Source organism: Actinokineospora sp. NBRC 105648 (assembly GCF_030269645.1).
In the GTDB taxonomy this organism is placed as follows: Bacteria; Actinomycetota; Actinomycetes; order Mycobacteriales; family Pseudonocardiaceae; genus Actinokineospora.
In genome coordinates, this window is the sequence record NZ_BSTR01000005.1 from 25,136 (window position 1) to 39,001 (window position 13,866).

A 13,866-nucleotide genomic window follows, 5' to 3' on the forward strand; every position below is an offset into this window, starting at 1 on the left:
GTCTTCTCACGATGGGGTGGTCAGGGGGCGGCATCCGCCGCAACGCGAGCGTGCCTTGGTACGTCTTGTGGGTAGTCGGGGAGCGTGGAGGGGTCATGGCGGGTGCCGCGCGGATGCGGGTGACCAGGCGGTCGTTGATGATCGCCGGGGCCGCGGGGGCCGCCACCGCCGGGATCGCCCTGGGGGCGGCCAGCGGTCGCCTGCCGGTGCTCCAGACGTTGGCGCAGGTCTTCGACCCCGCGCCGGAGCCGGTGGTGCGCACCGAGCGGGTGCGGTCGGCGGCGCGCGGCGCGGACGTGGACCTGGTGACCATCCTGCCCAGCGAGCTGCCCGCGAAGAACCTGCCGGTGTGCCTCTTCCTGCACGGACTGCGCGGCGACGCCCGGCGGGCGGCGCCGACCGGGCTGGCGAAGTCGTTGGCCAGGGAGGTCGAGGCCGGGACGCTGCCACCGTTCGCGTTCGTCGCGATCGATGGCGGCGACAACTACTGGCACGAGAACCACGTCGGCGACAACCCGATGGCGATGCTGCTCGACGAGGTGCCCAAGTGGCTCCGCGAGCGCGGGCTCGGCGACGCCAACGGCACGCCGTTCGCCTGCGCGGGGGTGTCGATGGGCGGGTTCGGCGCGCTGCTCTACGCCCGCCGCAGGCAGGAGTTGAACCGCCCGGTCAGCGCGGTGGCGGCCATCTCGCCGGGGCTGCTGATGTCGTGGCGCGAGATGAGCAGCAGGCGGGCGTTCAAGAACAACCACGAGTGGGCCTCGCTGGACCCGCTGCGCAACGTGGACAAGCTCGGGCGCACCCCGGTCGGCATCTGGTGCGGGACCGAGGACCACTTCATCGAGGGTGCCCGCAAGTTCATCCGGCTGGCCACGCCCGAGGTCGCCTTCACCGGGCCCGGCGGGCACGGGGATGGTTTCTACCGGGGCGTGGTGCCGGACGTGCTGCGGTTCGTCGGCAGGCACGCGCCGCTGACGCGCGCCTGACGCCGCCTCTCCGTCAGTCCTCGTAGGGCTGCTCTCGCACAGATGCGAGCGCTTTCGTGGTCACCTCGATCAGGTTCTCCAGCCCCTCCTCGGTGGTGACGATCTGAATGTCGCCACCGTCGGGGCCGAGCGCGAACTCGATCTCACCTCCGATGACCGAATATTCAATCTGACAGTCTTTGCCCAGGTTGAACCACGTGCTGACCTTGAACCCGGTTACGGACATGTGCGGCCGCCTTCCAACGGTCGGTGTGCGAACGGTTACCCGATGTCGCTATGGTGTGGGCGATCGCCTCGCCCGGCTGACCCGCTCAGCATAGGATGCGATTAACCAAGTTAACGGCACCCGATGGAGTGAATCGTGGCAATCGGACAGCGACGCACCGCAGACCGGATCCAGGTCGGCGCGACCCTCAAGCGCATGCGCCTGGAGGCCGATATCAGCCGAGAGGAGGCGGCGGAGAAGCTGGACTGCACGATCACCACGATCTCGAACATCGAGCAGGGCCGGACCCGGGTCAGCCAGGGCAACCTCACGCTCCTGCTGGAGCTGTACCGCTCCCCCGACGACCAGGTGGCCGACCTGCTCGCGGTGAACCGCCAGGCGCACCGAGCGGTGGCCCGGATCTCGGGAGGCATGGACATCCAGCCCCACCAGCGCCGCGCAGGAGACCTGATCCGAGCCGCACGCCAGATGCGCTTCTACAGCCCAGAGGTGTTCCACGGAATCCTGCAGGCAGAGAGCTACGCCCGGGCGATCATGGCCCCAAGCGGGCATGTCACTCCGCTCGTGGAGACCAGATTGCGATACCGGCTCAGCTTGGCGGATGTCCTCACGCGAGAGACGGAGTCACCGCTTCAACTGTGGGCTGTAGTTGGTGAAGCCACGCTGCGGAAGAACATCGGTGGTCCGGTGGTGATGCGTCAGCAACTCCGCCACGTGGCTGAACTCTGCCGAACGAGGGAGAACGTCACCGTCCAGGTACTACCGCTCGGGGCCCGTGAGCATGAGCTGATCGGCGCCACGGTCACCATCTACAACTTCGACCGAACGATCCACGAGATCGCCAGCGTGGATACGACACTCGGCGACCTGTTCTTCGAGCGAGATTCAACAGTCACCGAGGCGATCAACAAGTTCGATGACGTCCGGTTGAAGGCTCTGGACCCGCTCACGAGCGTTGATATGATGGAAGACCTCAGTGGCGATCAGTGAATCGGGTGACACGATGGCCTTGCGGCCCCACACGTGGACGAAATTCTCCTCCAACGGCAGCTCCTGCGTCGAGGTCATGCTGACCAGCAGCGAAGTCCTGGTGCGGAACTCCAACCACCCGGACTCAGGCACCGTCGCCTTCACCTTCGCCGAGTGGCAGGCCCACACCGAAGGCCAGAAGCTCGGCGTCTTCGACCTCCCCGCAGGCACCCTGTAGCCAACCGGATCGGGTGACACGATGGCCTTGCGGCCTCACGTTTGGACGAAGTACTCGGACAACGGGAGCAACTGCGTCGAGGTCATGCTGGCCAGCAGCGAAGTCCTCGTCCGCAACTCCAACCACCCGAAGTCCGGCACCGTGGCCTTCACCCTCGCTGAATGGCGGGCGCACACCGAAGGCCACAGGCTGGGAGCATTCGACCTGCCCGCAGGCACGCTCTAGTCGACCGGATCGGGTGACACGATGACCTTGCGGCCCAACACATGGACGAAGTACTCCTCCAACGGGAACAACTGCGTCGAGGTCATGCTGACCGACGGCGAAGTCCTCGTGCGCAACTCCAATCGGCCCGAGGCGGGTTCCGTGGCCTTCACCTTCGCGGAGTGGCGGGCCCACACCGAGGGCCAGAAGCTCGGGGTCTTCGACCTGCCAGCGGGCACGCTCTAACCCCCCGCACCAACGGAAAAGGCCGTGCGTTGCCGCACGGCCTTGGTTCCGTCTTGCCGCCCGCCCACTACCTCAGGCGGGATACCTCAGGCGGACTTCTCCCGGCGCTCGCGGCGCGAGGGCTGCCGGGACACGATCGTCGGGTTCACGTTCTCCCGGACCGTCTGCTCGGTGATGACCACCTTCGCCACGTCGGTGCGGCTCGGGATGTCGTACATGACCGACTGGAGCACTTCCTCCATGATCGCCCGCAGGCCGCGCGCACCGGTGCCGCGCAGGATCGCCTGGTCGGCGACCGCCTCCAGCGCCGTCTCGGTGAACTCCAGCTCCACGCCGTCCATCTCGAAGAGCCGCTGGTACTGCTTGACCAGCGCGTTGCGCGGCTCGGTGAGGATCTGGACCAGGGAGACCTTGTCCAGGTTCGTCACGCTCGCCAGCACCGGCAGCCGGCCGATGAACTCCGGGATCAGCCCGAACTTGATCAGGTCCTCGGGCATCGTGTCGGAGAAGAAGTCGGCCGCGTCGATGTCGGCCTTCGAGCGGATCTCGGCGCCGAAGCCCAGGCCGCGCTTGCCGACCCGGTCCTGGATGATCCGCTCCAGGCCCGCGAACGCGCCCGCCACGATGAACAGCACGTTCGTGGTGTCGATCTGGATGAACTCCTGGTGCGGGTGCTTGCGACCGCCCTGCGGCGGCACGCTCGCGGTGGTGCCCTCCAGGATCTTCAGCAGCGCCTGCTGCACACCCTCGCCCGACACATCGCGGGTGATCGACGGGTTTTCACTCTTTCGAGCGATCTTGTCGACCTCGTCGATGTAGATGATGCCCGTCTCAGCGCGCTTGACGTCGTAGTCCGCGGCCTGGATGAGCTTGAGCAGGATGTTCTCGACGTCCTCGCCGACGTAGCCCGCCTCGGTGAGCGCGGTGGCGTCGGCGATGGCGAACGGGACGTTGAGCAGCTTGGCCAACGTTTGCGCCAGGTAGGTCTTGCCGCAGCCCGTCGGGCCCAGCATCAGGATGTTCGACTTCGCGAGCTCGACAGTCTCTTCACGAGACTCACGGCCCTCCGGCCGGGCGCGGTCACCGGCCTGGATGCGCTTGTAGTGGTTGTAGACGGCAACGGCCAACGAGCGCTTGGCATCGTCCTGGCCGATGACGTACTGGTCGAGGAACTCGTGGATCTCGGCGGGCTTGGGCAGCTCGTCGAGCTTCACGTCACCGGCCTCGGCGAGCTCTTCCTCGATGATCTCGTTGCAGAGGTCGATGCACTCATCACAGATGTACACGCCTGGGCCGGCGATGAGCTTCTTCACCTGCTTCTGGCTCTTCCCGCAGAAAGAACACTTGAGCAGGTCTCCGCCGTCACCGATACGTGCCATGACCGCTGACCTCTGTCCCCTCCGGCGCACCTGGGGGAAGTGCGCCTGGCTGAATGTCCGGACCGCGTCCGCCCCGGTCACACCGCGGATCGCTCCGCTGCGTGGCCGGCCCGGTCGCGACCGTTGCCTCCGACGGTACCCGTCCACCCCCGCTCTGCGGGAGAACCTGGTACCCGACGCGGCCGAATCGGGTCGTTGGACCTCATCGCACACCGTAGGCCGATCCGGGCCGGTGTGTCGGCCCTTTTCGACCGCTCGTCCGCGTCGGGCGCAGGAAACTACGACGACTCGTGCTGCCTTGCCCGGCCGTGCTGGGCCTCGCTCAGGCCTTGGCCGAGAGCTTGCGGTAGGGCAGCACCTCGTCGATGATGCCGTACTCCTTGGCCTCGGCGGCGGTGAGGATCTTGTCCCGCTCGATGTCGAGCCGGACCTGGGCCTCGTCCTTGCCGGTGTGCCGGGCCAGCGTGGTCTCCAGCGCGCGGCGCACCCGCTGGATCTCGGCGGCCTGGATCTCCAGGTCGGAGATTTGGCCGTAGACGCCCTCGGTGGAGGGCTGGTGGATGAGCACGCGCACGTTCGGCAGCGCGAAGCGCTTGCCCGGGGTGCCCGCGGCCAGCAGCACGGCGGCCGCGGAGGCGGCCTGGCCCAGGCAGAAGGTCTGGATGTCCGGGCGGACGTACTGCATGGTGTCGTAGATGGCCATCAGCGAGGTGAACGAGCCACCCGGAGAGTTGATGTACATCGTGATGTCGCGGTCGGGGTCGGTCGACTCCAGGTAGATCAGCTGCGCCATGACGTCGTTGGCCGAGGCGTCGTCGATCTGCACGCCGACGAAGATGACCCGCTCTTCGAACAGCTTGTTGTACGGGTTGGACTCCTTGACCCCGTAGCTCGTGCGCTCCACGAAGGACGGCAGCACGTACCGGGACTGCGGGAGGTGAAGTTCACTCACGGGAAGCTCCTGTTTTCTGCGGCCGTGCTCGTCAGTTCGGGTTGGGCGCCTGGACGGCCCGGCTGACCACGTGGTCGACGAAGCCGTACTCCTTGGCCTCCTCGGCGGTGAACCAGCGGTCGCGGTCGGCGTCGGCGGTGACCTTCTCGACGGTCTGGCCGGTCTGCTCGGCGGTGATGACCGCCATCTCCAGCTTCCACTTCGCGTAGACCTGCGCGCGGATGGCGATGTCGGAGGCGGTGCCGCCGACACCGGCGGAGGGCTGGTGCATCATCACGCGGGTGTGCGGGAGCACGTAGCGCTTGCCCGGGGTGCCCGAGGAGAGCAGGAACTGGCCCATCGAGGCGGCCAGACCCATGCCCCAGGTGGCCACGTCGGGGTCGATGAGCTGCATGGTGTCGTAGATCGCCATGCCCGCGGTGACCGAGCCGCCGGGGGAGTTGATGTAGAACGTGATGTCCCGCTCGGGGTCCTCGGCAGCGAGCAGCAGCAGCTGCGCGGTGATCCGGTTGGCGATGTCGTCGTCGACCTCGGAGCCGAGGAAGACGATGCGCTCACGGAGCAGCCGCTCGTACACCGAGTCGTTCAGGTTGAGCCCCGCGGTGGCGGACCGCATGTGGGGCGAGAGGTGCTGCGTCACGTCTGCCTGCCTTCTCCCAAAAAAGTCTCTGGCCTGGGTGGTGCTTGGATCTCTCGACCGACATTAACGAAGGCGGGCGGCGCCGACTTCCCGACACCGCCCACTTTCGCTCAGAGCGTCAAACAGCGCTCAGTCGGCCGCCACCGTCTCCTCGGCGGGTGCCTGCTCGGCGGCGGGCTCCTCGACCGAGCCGAACAGCTCGGAGAGGTCGACCTTGTTGCCGGAGGCGTCGGTGACCACGGCCTGGCGCACGACCGAGGCCAGCGCCTTGCCGCGGCGGACGTCGGCGAAGATCGCGCCGAGCTGACCGGACTGCTGGGCCCGCTGGACGTACTCGTCCGGGCTCACGCCGAAGCGCTGGGCCTGGTAGATGATCCGCTCGGTGAGCTCGTTGTCGTCGACCGAGACCTGCTCGGCCTCGGCGATCGAGTCGAGGATGAGCTGGGTGCGCACGGACTTCTCCGCGTCGGCCAGCACCTCGGCGTCGAACTCCTCGCGGGTCTTCTCCTGCGTGGCCAGGAACTCGTTGAGCTTGTCCTGGTCGTGGTCGAAGGAGTGCACGGCGTCGTGCTGGCGGGACTCGACCTCGGCCTCGACGACCTTGTCCGGCAGCGGGACCTCGACGGTCTCGAGCAGCGCGTCGAGGACCTTGTCGCGGGCCTGCACGCCCTGCTGCATCTTCTTCACCCGGGTGAGGCGCTCGCGCAGGTCGCCCTTGAGCTCGTCGATGGTGTCGAACTCGCTGGCGAGCTGGGCGAAGTCGTCGTCGGCGGCGGGCAGCTCGCGGACCTTGACCGTCTGCACGGTGACCGCGACATCGGCCTCCTTGCCCGCGAACTCGCCCGCGACCAGGGTCGTCTTGAAGGTCTTGGTCTCACCGGCGGACGCGCCGACGAGGGCGTCGTCGATGCCCTCGATCAGCTCGCCGGAGCCGACCTCGTAGGACAGGCCGGAGGTCTTGGCCTCCTCGACGTCCTGGCCGTCGACGGTGGCCGAGAGGTCGATGGAGACGAAGTCGCCGGTCTCGACCGGGCGGTCGGCGCCGGTCAGCGTGCCGAAGCGGGCGCGCAGCTCGTCGAGCTGCTCGTCGACCTCGGCGTCGGCCAGCTCGAGGTCGTCGACGGTGACGGAGAACTCGCCGTACGCGGGGATCGTGATCTCGGGCCGGACGTCCACCTCGGCGGTGAAGGCCAAGTGGTCGCCGTCCTCGAGCTTGGTGACCTCGATGTCGGGCTGGCCCAGGGCCTTGACCTCGGCGGCGTTGACCGCCTCGAGGTACTTCGCCGGGATCGCCTCGTTGACGACCTCGTCGAGGATCGGCGCGCGGCCGATGCGCGACTCGATGACCCGGGCCGGGGCCTTGCCCGGACGGAAGCCTGGGATGCGGACCTGGCTCGCGAGCTTGCGGTATGCGCGGTCGAAGTTCGGCTTGAGCTCGTCGAACGGCACCTCGACGTTGATCCGTACCCGCGTCGGGCTCAGCTGCTCGACGGTGCTCTTCAACGTGATCTCCTCGTGCGACTGACTGGAACTGCTTAGGGGTACCTCCCGCCCGCGCGGCGCGGCGGCCGGGATCGACCCCCGAGTCTAGGCGAGCTTGCCCAGGTCGGACCCCGGCGGGGTGCCCAGGCACGCCACGGCCCGCAGCGCGTGCGCAGTCGTGCCGGTGGCCTCGACCATCGCGATGAGGTGACCGACCCCCGAGCGCTCGGCGCTCTGGGCCAGACGGCGGGCGCAGTAGTCGGGATCGCCTACCGGGTGCAGGTCGCACAAGAGGCGTGCGTAGGCCACGGGATCGCGGGTGGGAGGTTGCCTGCCGTCTACGGGAACGTGCGCTCTTAGACCGTCACGCAGCCAACCGGGGGCGGCTTGCATGACCTCTTGGACTGCCTGTTCCCGGGAGTCCGCGACGTGCACGACGACTGTGGAGATGTGATCCGCATGCTCCGGTCCACCGTGTCGGCGGTAGTGGTTCACGAAGGCGCGTTTCTCGTCGTCGGACATGTGCATGCCTAGGAGCATCGGTAGGTGTTCTCGGGCGGCTAGCTCTACCGAGCGGAGCGAGGTGCAGGCGACGTGGACCGTGGGGGGCTCTTCGGGGGTGGGGACGAGCGGGACTTCGCGAAAAGGGAACCGGTCGGTGCCACGGACCGTGGGGCTGGCGAGGGCTTCCCGCAAGACAGCGAGTGTTTCGGGGAAACCGTGCTCGTAGCGGTCGACGGAAGAGCCGAAGACTTCAAGATCGACCCACGGGCCACCGCGGCCTACGCCTAGGCGAAACCGTCCCCGGCTGAGCACTGCGAGCAGTCGCGCGCGCTCGGCGAGAGCTACCGGGTGGGTAGTGCTCAGGACGCTCACTGCGGTCCCTACGGCGATGCGGGCGGTTGCGCCTAGGAGGTACCCGGCCAGAGCGGTGGCGTCGGGACAAGTGCCGTACGGCATGAAGTGGTGCTCGGCGATCCAGAGGTCTCTTAGGCCACTTCGCTCCGCAGCATGGGCGATGTCGACGGCTCGTCTTAGGGCTGTCTGGTCGTCTTGGCCGGGGAAGCGGGGTGCGAGGAGGAAAACTCCGATGTTCACCTCTGGGGCAGTACTGACCGCACGCGGTAAGGGCAAGAGGTTGGGCTGAACCGGTGGCGTGTGCCCCGCGCTCTTGTCCACCGTTCAAGTGGCGGGGTACGCAGTAAGAGAAGGCCCCCTATCTGGAGGTGCGGATGTCTCTCGATGTTCCCGCAGACCTGTTGGCACGAGCGGAGGCAGGACCGGTAGACGACGCGGCATTCGTCGACTGCGTGCGCGCGTCGCTCCCCTACGCCTGGGAGGTGATCTCCGGCGTCGCCACGTCGGTCGACGCCACCGGCTTCGCCGACAACGAGATCCCCCCACCCAGCGAGACCGAACGGGGCCAACTGCTCCGCGCCCTCGCCTCCGACTCCATCCGCGGCGGCCTGGAGCGCCACTTCGGGGTGAAGCTCGCCTTCCAGAACTGCCACCGAGTCGCCGCCTTCACCCCGGCGGCGGTGGACAGCGACCGCTACCGCGCCTTCATCTCGCCGCGCGGCCAACTGCTCAACCAGTCCCCAGAACTCCGGGACTGCTGAGGCCCGGCAGGGAGCGCGGCACTCCAGCCGGGAAGCGACCTCCCGCCCCCGCGCTCCCTGCCACCCCACTCCAGGTGTCCCCGCGACAGACTTCCCGGGCGCACAAGACAAGCATGGGCGGCACCGGCACACTGGGCGATCTGTTCCGCATGACAACGCCAACCGACCACGTGCCGGTCGAGAACCTGGCGATGCAGCAGCCGGCACCACCAGCCAACCGCGGGCTGAAGATCGCGCTCGCCGCCGCCGGAGTCGTCATCGCCTGCTTAGCCACCGCCCTCGGGGTCGTGGTGTCCAACAGCGACAATCCGCCACCCCAGGCGAGCGCACCGCCCGGCCCGCAGAGGTTCACGTTGCGCGGAACCTTCGAGCTCCACGCGGGCAGCAGTATGACCAGGGGGTCGGGGAACACCTGTGCGGGCACGGGCGGGTACTCCGACATCGCTTCAGGCACGTCCGTGACCGTCTACGACGGCAGCGGCACGGTCCTCGGCGTCGACTACCTCGGGACGCCTCTGGCGGTGGGCTCGATCTGCACGTTCCAGTTCGGCGTGGCCGTCACAGCGGGCCACGACTACTACCAGGTCGAGGTGAGCCACCGCGGCAAGATCACCGTCACCGAGGCCGACGCGAAGGCCGGAAAAGTAAGCGCAACACTGGGCAACTAGCCCACCACACCAGCTCAACCACGACCCGCACAGCAGGCCCCCCACCCTGCGGCCACCCGCAACGCGACCACCAAAGCCGCCAGCAAGCCCGCCCGGCTCGCCCGGCCCTCCGATGCGATCGCCGAAGGCGTGCGCGAGCCCACTTCGCTATCGACGCGATCGGCGAAGCCGTGAGCGAGCCCCAAGTAACCACGCCGGAACCGCAGCCGAACGCACCGTGGGGGTCTGGGGGCTCGGCCCCCAGGACAAAGGACGGGCGACCCGGTCCACGAACTCCGTGGACACGGGTCGCCCATCGCCCGTCGGGCTGACAGGATTTGAACCTGCGACCCTCCGCTCCCAAAGCGGATGCGCTACCAAGCTGCGCCACAGCCCGGGGTGGTGCGGGATCAGCCTAGCGTGACCCGCTAGGCTGTTTAACGCTCGGCCCTCCGCGGGCGTAGCTCAATGGTAGAGCCCTAGTCTTCCAAACTAGCTACGCGGGTTCGATTCCCGTCGCCCGCTCGGATCAACGGCCAGTCCCTCGGGACTGGCCGTTTCCTTAGGTCACAAGGCCTTCTGGCCGTCGGACGTCCGGCCTTCAGGTCTTAACACCGAACGACGTGTCCTGCACCACAGCCAGCTGGGTGATTTACCGGCTCCGGCGCCAAGAACGGATCAAAGGCCATGGTGCGGGTGGCCGCTGGTTCGGTAGGCAGGACACATGTCGCAATACGGCTATTCAGACACCGCCACGGCTTCTCGGGCGTCGGTGGGTGTGGGTGTCCTGGTCCTCGACGACGCCGGCCTGCTGCTCCTGCGCCACGACGGCCAACGTGACCGCTGCCACCGACTGCCGGGCGGCCCGCAACCCACCGGGGACACGCTGTCCGAGTCCGCCGTGCGGGCGGTGGAGGAGCAGACCGGGGTCCGGGTGGAGATCACCGGGCTGATCGGGGTGTACAGCGACGACTCGCAACCCTGGAGCACCGAGTTGGCGGTCTGCTTCCGCGGCAGGCCGGTCGGCGGCAGGCTGCGGACCGACCGGGCCCGGTGGGTCGAGCCCGAGCGGCCCGCCGAGCTGGCGCTGCCCGCCGGGTCCCGGGCGGTGGTCGAGCACTGCGTGGACGAGTCCGAGCCCTATTTCACCTGATCCCGCGTGGCCGGGGTGGGGCGAGCGGCGACTCAGCGTGACGACGAGCCGATCTCACCTCAGCCCCGGGCGCCGGGGGAGTGGACCAACGGGTAGTTGATGACAGCGCGTGCGCGCGAACTCGGTCCTCGATAGGGCGACACCGACGCCCACGTACCCCATACCCGCGCCCGGACAGGGCACCTCGAGACGACAGGACGCGGACGCCGGGAATCCAAGTCCGGCGCGGCTACCTGCCGCCGAGCGCCCGACCGACCGGCTCGCTTACGTGCTGGTGCAGCCAAACGGCGAGGCACGCTGGCGCCGGGGAGTGCACACAGCCGATCGGGCGGGTGGATCCAGTCAGTGACAACATGGCGGCAAAGCCCCCGTGCGACGCCGGTGGAGGCAACACCAGGCTCTGCGGGACGACGAACGCAGCGTGGCCGGCCGGGCGTGTCAGCTCGGGTTCGGGGGTCTGCGGGCGTACTCCACCTCCAGCACCGGTCGGCCGTCCCCGTAGTCGCGCTCCCGGATCAGGCCGGTCTCGACGAAACCCGCGCTGGTGTAGAACCGCCGCGCGCGGTTGGCGCCGGTGAGGGTCCAGAGCCGCAACCTCCGGTAGCCGGCCGAGCCCTCCCAAACACCGTCGAGCAGGGTCTGGGCCACGCCGCTGCCCCAGGAGCCCGGGTGGGTGTAGAGGGCCCTCAGCTCGCCGTCGTGCGGGTTGTCCGGGTGGGTGCCGTGGCGGGCGAAGGCGACGACGCGATCGGTCCGCAGCGCCACCAGGACGGTGTCGCCGCGCAGATTCGCCAGTCGGGCGGGCCAACCGGTCCGGCGCCGCTCCACGAGCACGCGGAACAGGTCGCCCTCGAAGAGGTCTTGGTAGGCGGCGCGCCAGGCTTCGGCGTGGACTCGGCCGATCTCGGACGCGTCGGCCGGAGTGGCTTCGCGGACCAGGACCGGTGCGCCCACCCTCACCGGACACCCGCCCGAAAGGTGATGGGTAACCCCATCGGGTAACTCTAACGGGTCACGCAATTGCCTGGCGCAATCCCCTGAACCCGCGTAGACACCTGGTGTCGTGGACACCTACACCTTGCGCGCGATCACCGAGACCGACCTGCCGGGCAGCGCCGCGCTGATGGCACAAGCGTTCCTACTCGACCACCGGGCTGAGGAGTTCCAGGCCATGCTGGGGCCGATCCTCGGCAGCGGTCCGGCGACCGGCGCCTTCGACGGCGACCAGATCGTCGGCTGCCTGTTCGTGCTGAACCGCACCGTCTGCCTGCCGGGTACCGGGCTGGTCCCGTTCGGCGGGGTCAGCAGCGTCGCGGTGGCCCCGGACCACCGCAGGCGCGGACTGCTCACGCGCATCATGCGGGCGACGCTCACCGAGTCGAGCCCGGCCATCAGCGGGCTGTGGGCCTCCGAGGCGCCCATCTACGGCCGGTTCGGCTTCGGCCAGGCGACCGAGACCCAGGACGCCACGATCAGGTCGAAGGCGCCGTTCCGAGCCGGGATCGACCTCGGCACCGACCGGGTGCGGGAGCTCTCGCGCGAGCGGGCGTGGCCGCTGGTGCACGAGATCTACGACCAGTACGCCGCCACCCGCGTGGGGATGCTCGGGCGCGAGGAAGTGAACTGGGAATACCACTACCACGACTCCGTCGCGGCCCGCCGCGACGCTTCGGCCTACCGGTTCGTGATCCATCCCGAGGGCTATGCGGCGTTCCGCGTGCGCGGTGTGTGGGAGGACAACGGGCCCGCGGGCAAGGTCTCGGTGCACGAGTTCGTCGCGCTGACCCCGCAGGCGCACGCCGCGCTGTGGCGGTACCTGCTCGACCTGGACCACGCCGCGGAGCTCACCGCGAACCTGGCGACCGACGACCTGCTGCCGTTGATCTTGTTCGACCCGCGGGCCACCGTGCGCAAGACCCTGCACGCCCTGCACATCCGCCTCACCGACGTGGCCCGCGCGCTGCCGATGCGGGGGTACTCGGCGCCGGTTGACGTCGTGATCGACGTCGCCGACGAGTTCTGCCCATGGAACGCGGGAAAGCTGCGGTTCACCGTGTCGGCGGGGGTGGCGACCGTCGAGCGGACCACGGCGGCGGCGGACCTGTCGACCAGTTCGACCGAGCTGGGCGCAGCCTTCCTGGGCGGCACGCGGCTCACCGCGCTGGCCGCGGCCGGGCGGGTCCAGGAGCACACCGCCGGGGCGGTGGCGGCGCTGTCGGCGGCGTTCCTCGCCGAGCGGGAACCGGTCTGCCAGGAAATCTTCTGACAGCGGGCCGGGAACCCCAGCGGTAGCGTCCTTCGTTGTCCGTGTCAGCCGGACTGAGGAGGCCGCATGGACGGCACGCTGGTATTCCTGGTCATCCTGGTCGCCGTGGTGGCGATCGGCGTCCTGGTCGCGCGCAACCGGACCAGCGCGCGGGCCCAACAGCTCGACGACGCCAAGGCCGAGGCCCGGCGCTGGGTGGAACGGCTGGGCGGGCAGGTGATGAGCCTGACCGGCACGGACGAGGCGTCCCGCCAGGCCCTGGCCGACGCCGCCGAGCGCTACACGGCGGCCGGGTCGCAGATGGACCAGGCGCTGACCGCCGAGCAGTGCAGGCTGGTCACCCGCACCGCGATGGAGGGGCTCTACTACGTGCGCGCCGCACGAACGGCGATGGGTCTGGACCCTGGACCGGAGCTACCGGTCGACGCCGAGCAGGAGCGGGCCGGACGGGTCGAGCAGGACCGGCGGGTGCGGGTCGAGGGGCACGAGTACGAGGCCTCGCCCGAACCCGGGCGCAGCACGCCGCACTACTACCCGGGCGGGCGCGTGGCCGGGCGACCGGTGCCGCGGGGGTGGTACAGCGAGCCGTGGTGGAAGCCGGCGCTGGTGGCGGGCGCCTGGGGGCTGGGGACGGTGCTGCTGTTCGACGCGATGTTCTCGGGGATGGCGGGGATCCCGGACGCCTCGGCCTGGGAGTCGGGGTATGACGCGGGGCAGGCGGACGCGATGTCGGATGGGGGCGGGGACTGGGGTGGCGACTCTGGGGCGGACTGGGGTGGCGACTCTGGGTGGGGTGACTCGGGTGGCGGGTTCGATGGTGGGTTTGACGGGTTCTGATCGGGGTTGAGGGCTGGGGCTT

At 68.9% G+C, this 13,866-nt stretch carries 17 protein-coding genes and 2 tRNA genes; 11 read left to right on the top strand and 8 right to left on the bottom strand.

The window, feature by feature from the left end; translation table 11 throughout:
- The first annotated feature begins 95 nt into the window (after positions 1 to 95).
- On the top strand, positions 96 to 986 hold the full coding sequence (locus QSK30_RS06705; RefSeq protein ID WP_285500475.1) for an alpha/beta hydrolase: 891 nt from the start codon (positions 96 to 98) through the stop codon (positions 984 to 986).
- 13 nt (positions 987 to 999) lie between these two features.
- Here the strand turns inward: QSK30_RS06705 and QSK30_RS06710 are convergent, their stop codons facing one another.
- Positions 1,000 to 1,212, bottom strand: coding sequence for a hypothetical protein (locus QSK30_RS06710; protein ID WP_285500476.1), 213 nt, complete (start codon positions 1,210 to 1,212; stop codon positions 1,000 to 1,002).
- A 135-nt stretch (positions 1,213 to 1,347) separates the two neighbouring features.
- Between QSK30_RS06710 and QSK30_RS06715 the strand changes: the two genes are divergently transcribed.
- The 4 genes from QSK30_RS06715 to QSK30_RS06730 are packed head-to-tail and all read left to right on the top strand — an operon-like array spanning position 1,348 to position 2,869.
- Complete coding sequence (locus tag QSK30_RS06715) at positions 1,348 to 2,202, top strand: helix-turn-helix domain-containing protein (RefSeq protein ID WP_285500477.1); 855 nt, start codon at positions 1,348 to 1,350, stop codon at positions 2,200 to 2,202.
- A 13-nt stretch (positions 2,203 to 2,215) separates the two neighbouring features.
- Complete coding sequence (locus QSK30_RS06720) at positions 2,216 to 2,419, top strand: DUF397 domain-containing protein (RefSeq protein ID WP_285500478.1); 204 nt, start codon at positions 2,216 to 2,218, stop codon at positions 2,417 to 2,419.
- Positions 2,420 to 2,440: 21 nt separating this feature from the next.
- The gene (locus QSK30_RS06725) at positions 2,441 to 2,644 is read left to right on the top strand and encodes a DUF397 domain-containing protein (RefSeq protein ID WP_285500479.1); all 204 of its coding nucleotides are present in this window, start codon (positions 2,441 to 2,443) and stop codon (positions 2,642 to 2,644) included.
- 21 nt (positions 2,645 to 2,665) lie between these two features.
- A complete protein-coding gene (locus QSK30_RS06730; RefSeq protein WP_285500481.1) occupies positions 2,666 to 2,869 on the top strand; it encodes a DUF397 domain-containing protein in 204 nt (67 codons plus the stop codon).
- 86 nt (positions 2,870 to 2,955) lie between these two features.
- Here QSK30_RS06730 and clpX read toward each other — a convergent pair whose 3' ends face one another.
- The 5 genes from clpX to QSK30_RS06755 form a co-directional block, all read right to left on the bottom strand.
- Positions 2,956 to 4,248, bottom strand: a complete 1,293-nt coding sequence (gene clpX, locus QSK30_RS06735; RefSeq protein ID WP_285500482.1) for an ATP-dependent Clp protease ATP-binding subunit ClpX — start codon at positions 4,246 to 4,248, stop codon at positions 2,956 to 2,958.
- A 322-nt stretch (positions 4,249 to 4,570) separates the two neighbouring features.
- Positions 4,571 to 5,200: an ATP-dependent Clp protease proteolytic subunit gene (locus tag QSK30_RS06740; RefSeq protein ID WP_285500484.1), complete on the bottom strand. Its 630-nt coding sequence runs from the start codon at positions 5,198 to 5,200 to the stop codon at positions 4,571 to 4,573.
- 31 nt (positions 5,201 to 5,231) lie between these two features.
- Positions 5,232 to 5,840 (bottom strand): ATP-dependent Clp protease proteolytic subunit, encoded by a 609-nt coding sequence (locus tag QSK30_RS06745; RefSeq protein WP_285500486.1) that lies wholly within the window; start codon positions 5,838 to 5,840, stop codon positions 5,232 to 5,234.
- Positions 5,841 to 5,969: 129 nt separating this feature from the next.
- Positions 5,970 to 7,343 carry a trigger factor gene (gene tig, locus QSK30_RS06750; RefSeq protein ID WP_285500487.1) on the bottom strand — a complete coding sequence of 458 codons (1,374 nt, stop codon included), beginning with the start codon at positions 7,341 to 7,343 and terminating at the stop codon, positions 5,970 to 5,972.
- 84 nt (positions 7,344 to 7,427) lie between these two features.
- The gene (locus QSK30_RS06755; RefSeq protein WP_352231550.1) at positions 7,428 to 8,501 is read right to left on the bottom strand and encodes an LLM class flavin-dependent oxidoreductase; all 1,074 of its coding nucleotides are present in this window, start codon (positions 8,499 to 8,501) and stop codon (positions 7,428 to 7,430) included.
- 53 nt (positions 8,502 to 8,554) lie between these two features.
- Here QSK30_RS06755 and QSK30_RS06760 point away from each other — a divergent pair, with 53 nt between their 5' ends.
- Together QSK30_RS06760 and QSK30_RS06765 are read left to right on the top strand one after the other, a co-directional pair.
- Positions 8,555 to 8,941: an SCO5389 family protein gene (locus QSK30_RS06760; RefSeq protein WP_285500489.1), complete on the top strand. Its 387-nt coding sequence runs from the start codon at positions 8,555 to 8,557 to the stop codon at positions 8,939 to 8,941.
- 113 nt (positions 8,942 to 9,054) lie between these two features.
- The gene (locus tag QSK30_RS06765; RefSeq protein ID WP_285500491.1) at positions 9,055 to 9,609 is read left to right on the top strand and encodes a hypothetical protein; all 555 of its coding nucleotides are present in this window, start codon (positions 9,055 to 9,057) and stop codon (positions 9,607 to 9,609) included.
- 302 nt (positions 9,610 to 9,911) lie between these two features.
- On the opposite strand, the gene QSK30_RS06770 is transcribed toward QSK30_RS06765, so the two are convergent.
- Positions 9,912 to 9,985 (bottom strand) — tRNA-Pro (locus QSK30_RS06770).
- A 57-nt stretch (positions 9,986 to 10,042) separates the two neighbouring features.
- Here QSK30_RS06770 and QSK30_RS06775 point away from each other — a divergent pair.
- Positions 10,043 to 10,113: transfer RNA gene (locus QSK30_RS06775), tRNA-Gly, on the top strand.
- 199 nt (positions 10,114 to 10,312) lie between these two features.
- On the top strand, positions 10,313 to 10,741 hold the full coding sequence (locus tag QSK30_RS06780) for an NUDIX hydrolase (protein WP_285500493.1): 429 nt from the start codon (positions 10,313 to 10,315) through the stop codon (positions 10,739 to 10,741).
- Between the two features lie 438 nt (positions 10,742 to 11,179).
- On the opposite strand, the gene QSK30_RS06785 is transcribed toward QSK30_RS06780, so the two are convergent.
- Positions 11,180 to 11,695, bottom strand: a complete 516-nt coding sequence (locus tag QSK30_RS06785) for a GNAT family N-acetyltransferase (protein WP_285500494.1) — start codon at positions 11,693 to 11,695, stop codon at positions 11,180 to 11,182.
- A 109-nt stretch (positions 11,696 to 11,804) separates the two neighbouring features.
- Between QSK30_RS06785 and QSK30_RS06790 the strand changes: the two genes are divergently transcribed.
- Both QSK30_RS06790 and QSK30_RS06795 read left to right on the top strand, forming a co-directional pair.
- Positions 11,805 to 13,007, top strand: coding sequence for a GNAT family N-acetyltransferase (locus tag QSK30_RS06790; RefSeq protein WP_285500495.1), 1,203 nt, complete (start codon positions 11,805 to 11,807; stop codon positions 13,005 to 13,007).
- A gap of 66 nt (positions 13,008 to 13,073) precedes the next feature.
- Entirely contained in the window at positions 13,074 to 13,844 is a 771-nt protein-coding gene (locus QSK30_RS06795; RefSeq protein ID WP_285500496.1) for a hypothetical protein, read from the top strand.
- Positions 13,845 to 13,866: the final 22 nt, after the last annotated feature.

Excerpts from the sequence above, each read along its gene's own strand:
- QSK30_RS06705 (WP_285500475.1), top strand. The coding sequence starts at position 96 with ATGGCGGGTGCCGCGCGGATGCGGGTGACCAGGCGGTCGTTGATGATC.
- QSK30_RS06710 (WP_285500476.1), bottom strand. The coding sequence starts at position 1,212 with ATGTCCGTAACCGGGTTCAAGGTCAGCACGTGGTTCAACCTGGGCAAA.
- QSK30_RS06720 (WP_285500478.1), top strand. The coding sequence starts at position 2,216 with ATGGCCTTGCGGCCCCACACGTGGACGAAATTCTCCTCCAACGGCAGC.
- QSK30_RS06725 (WP_285500479.1), top strand. The coding sequence starts at position 2,441 with ATGGCCTTGCGGCCTCACGTTTGGACGAAGTACTCGGACAACGGGAGC.
- QSK30_RS06730 (WP_285500481.1), top strand. The coding sequence starts at position 2,666 with ATGACCTTGCGGCCCAACACATGGACGAAGTACTCCTCCAACGGGAAC.
- clpX (WP_285500482.1), bottom strand. The coding sequence starts at position 4,248 with ATGGCACGTATCGGTGACGGCGGAGACCTGCTCAAGTGTTCTTTCTGC.
- QSK30_RS06760 (WP_285500489.1), top strand. The coding sequence starts at position 8,555 with ATGTCTCTCGATGTTCCCGCAGACCTGTTGGCACGAGCGGAGGCAGGA.
- QSK30_RS06765 (WP_285500491.1), top strand. The coding sequence starts at position 9,055 with ATGGGCGGCACCGGCACACTGGGCGATCTGTTCCGCATGACAACGCCA.
- QSK30_RS06780 (WP_285500493.1), top strand. The coding sequence starts at position 10,313 with ATGTCGCAATACGGCTATTCAGACACCGCCACGGCTTCTCGGGCGTCG.
- QSK30_RS06795 (WP_285500496.1), top strand. The coding sequence starts at position 13,074 with ATGGACGGCACGCTGGTATTCCTGGTCATCCTGGTCGCCGTGGTGGCG.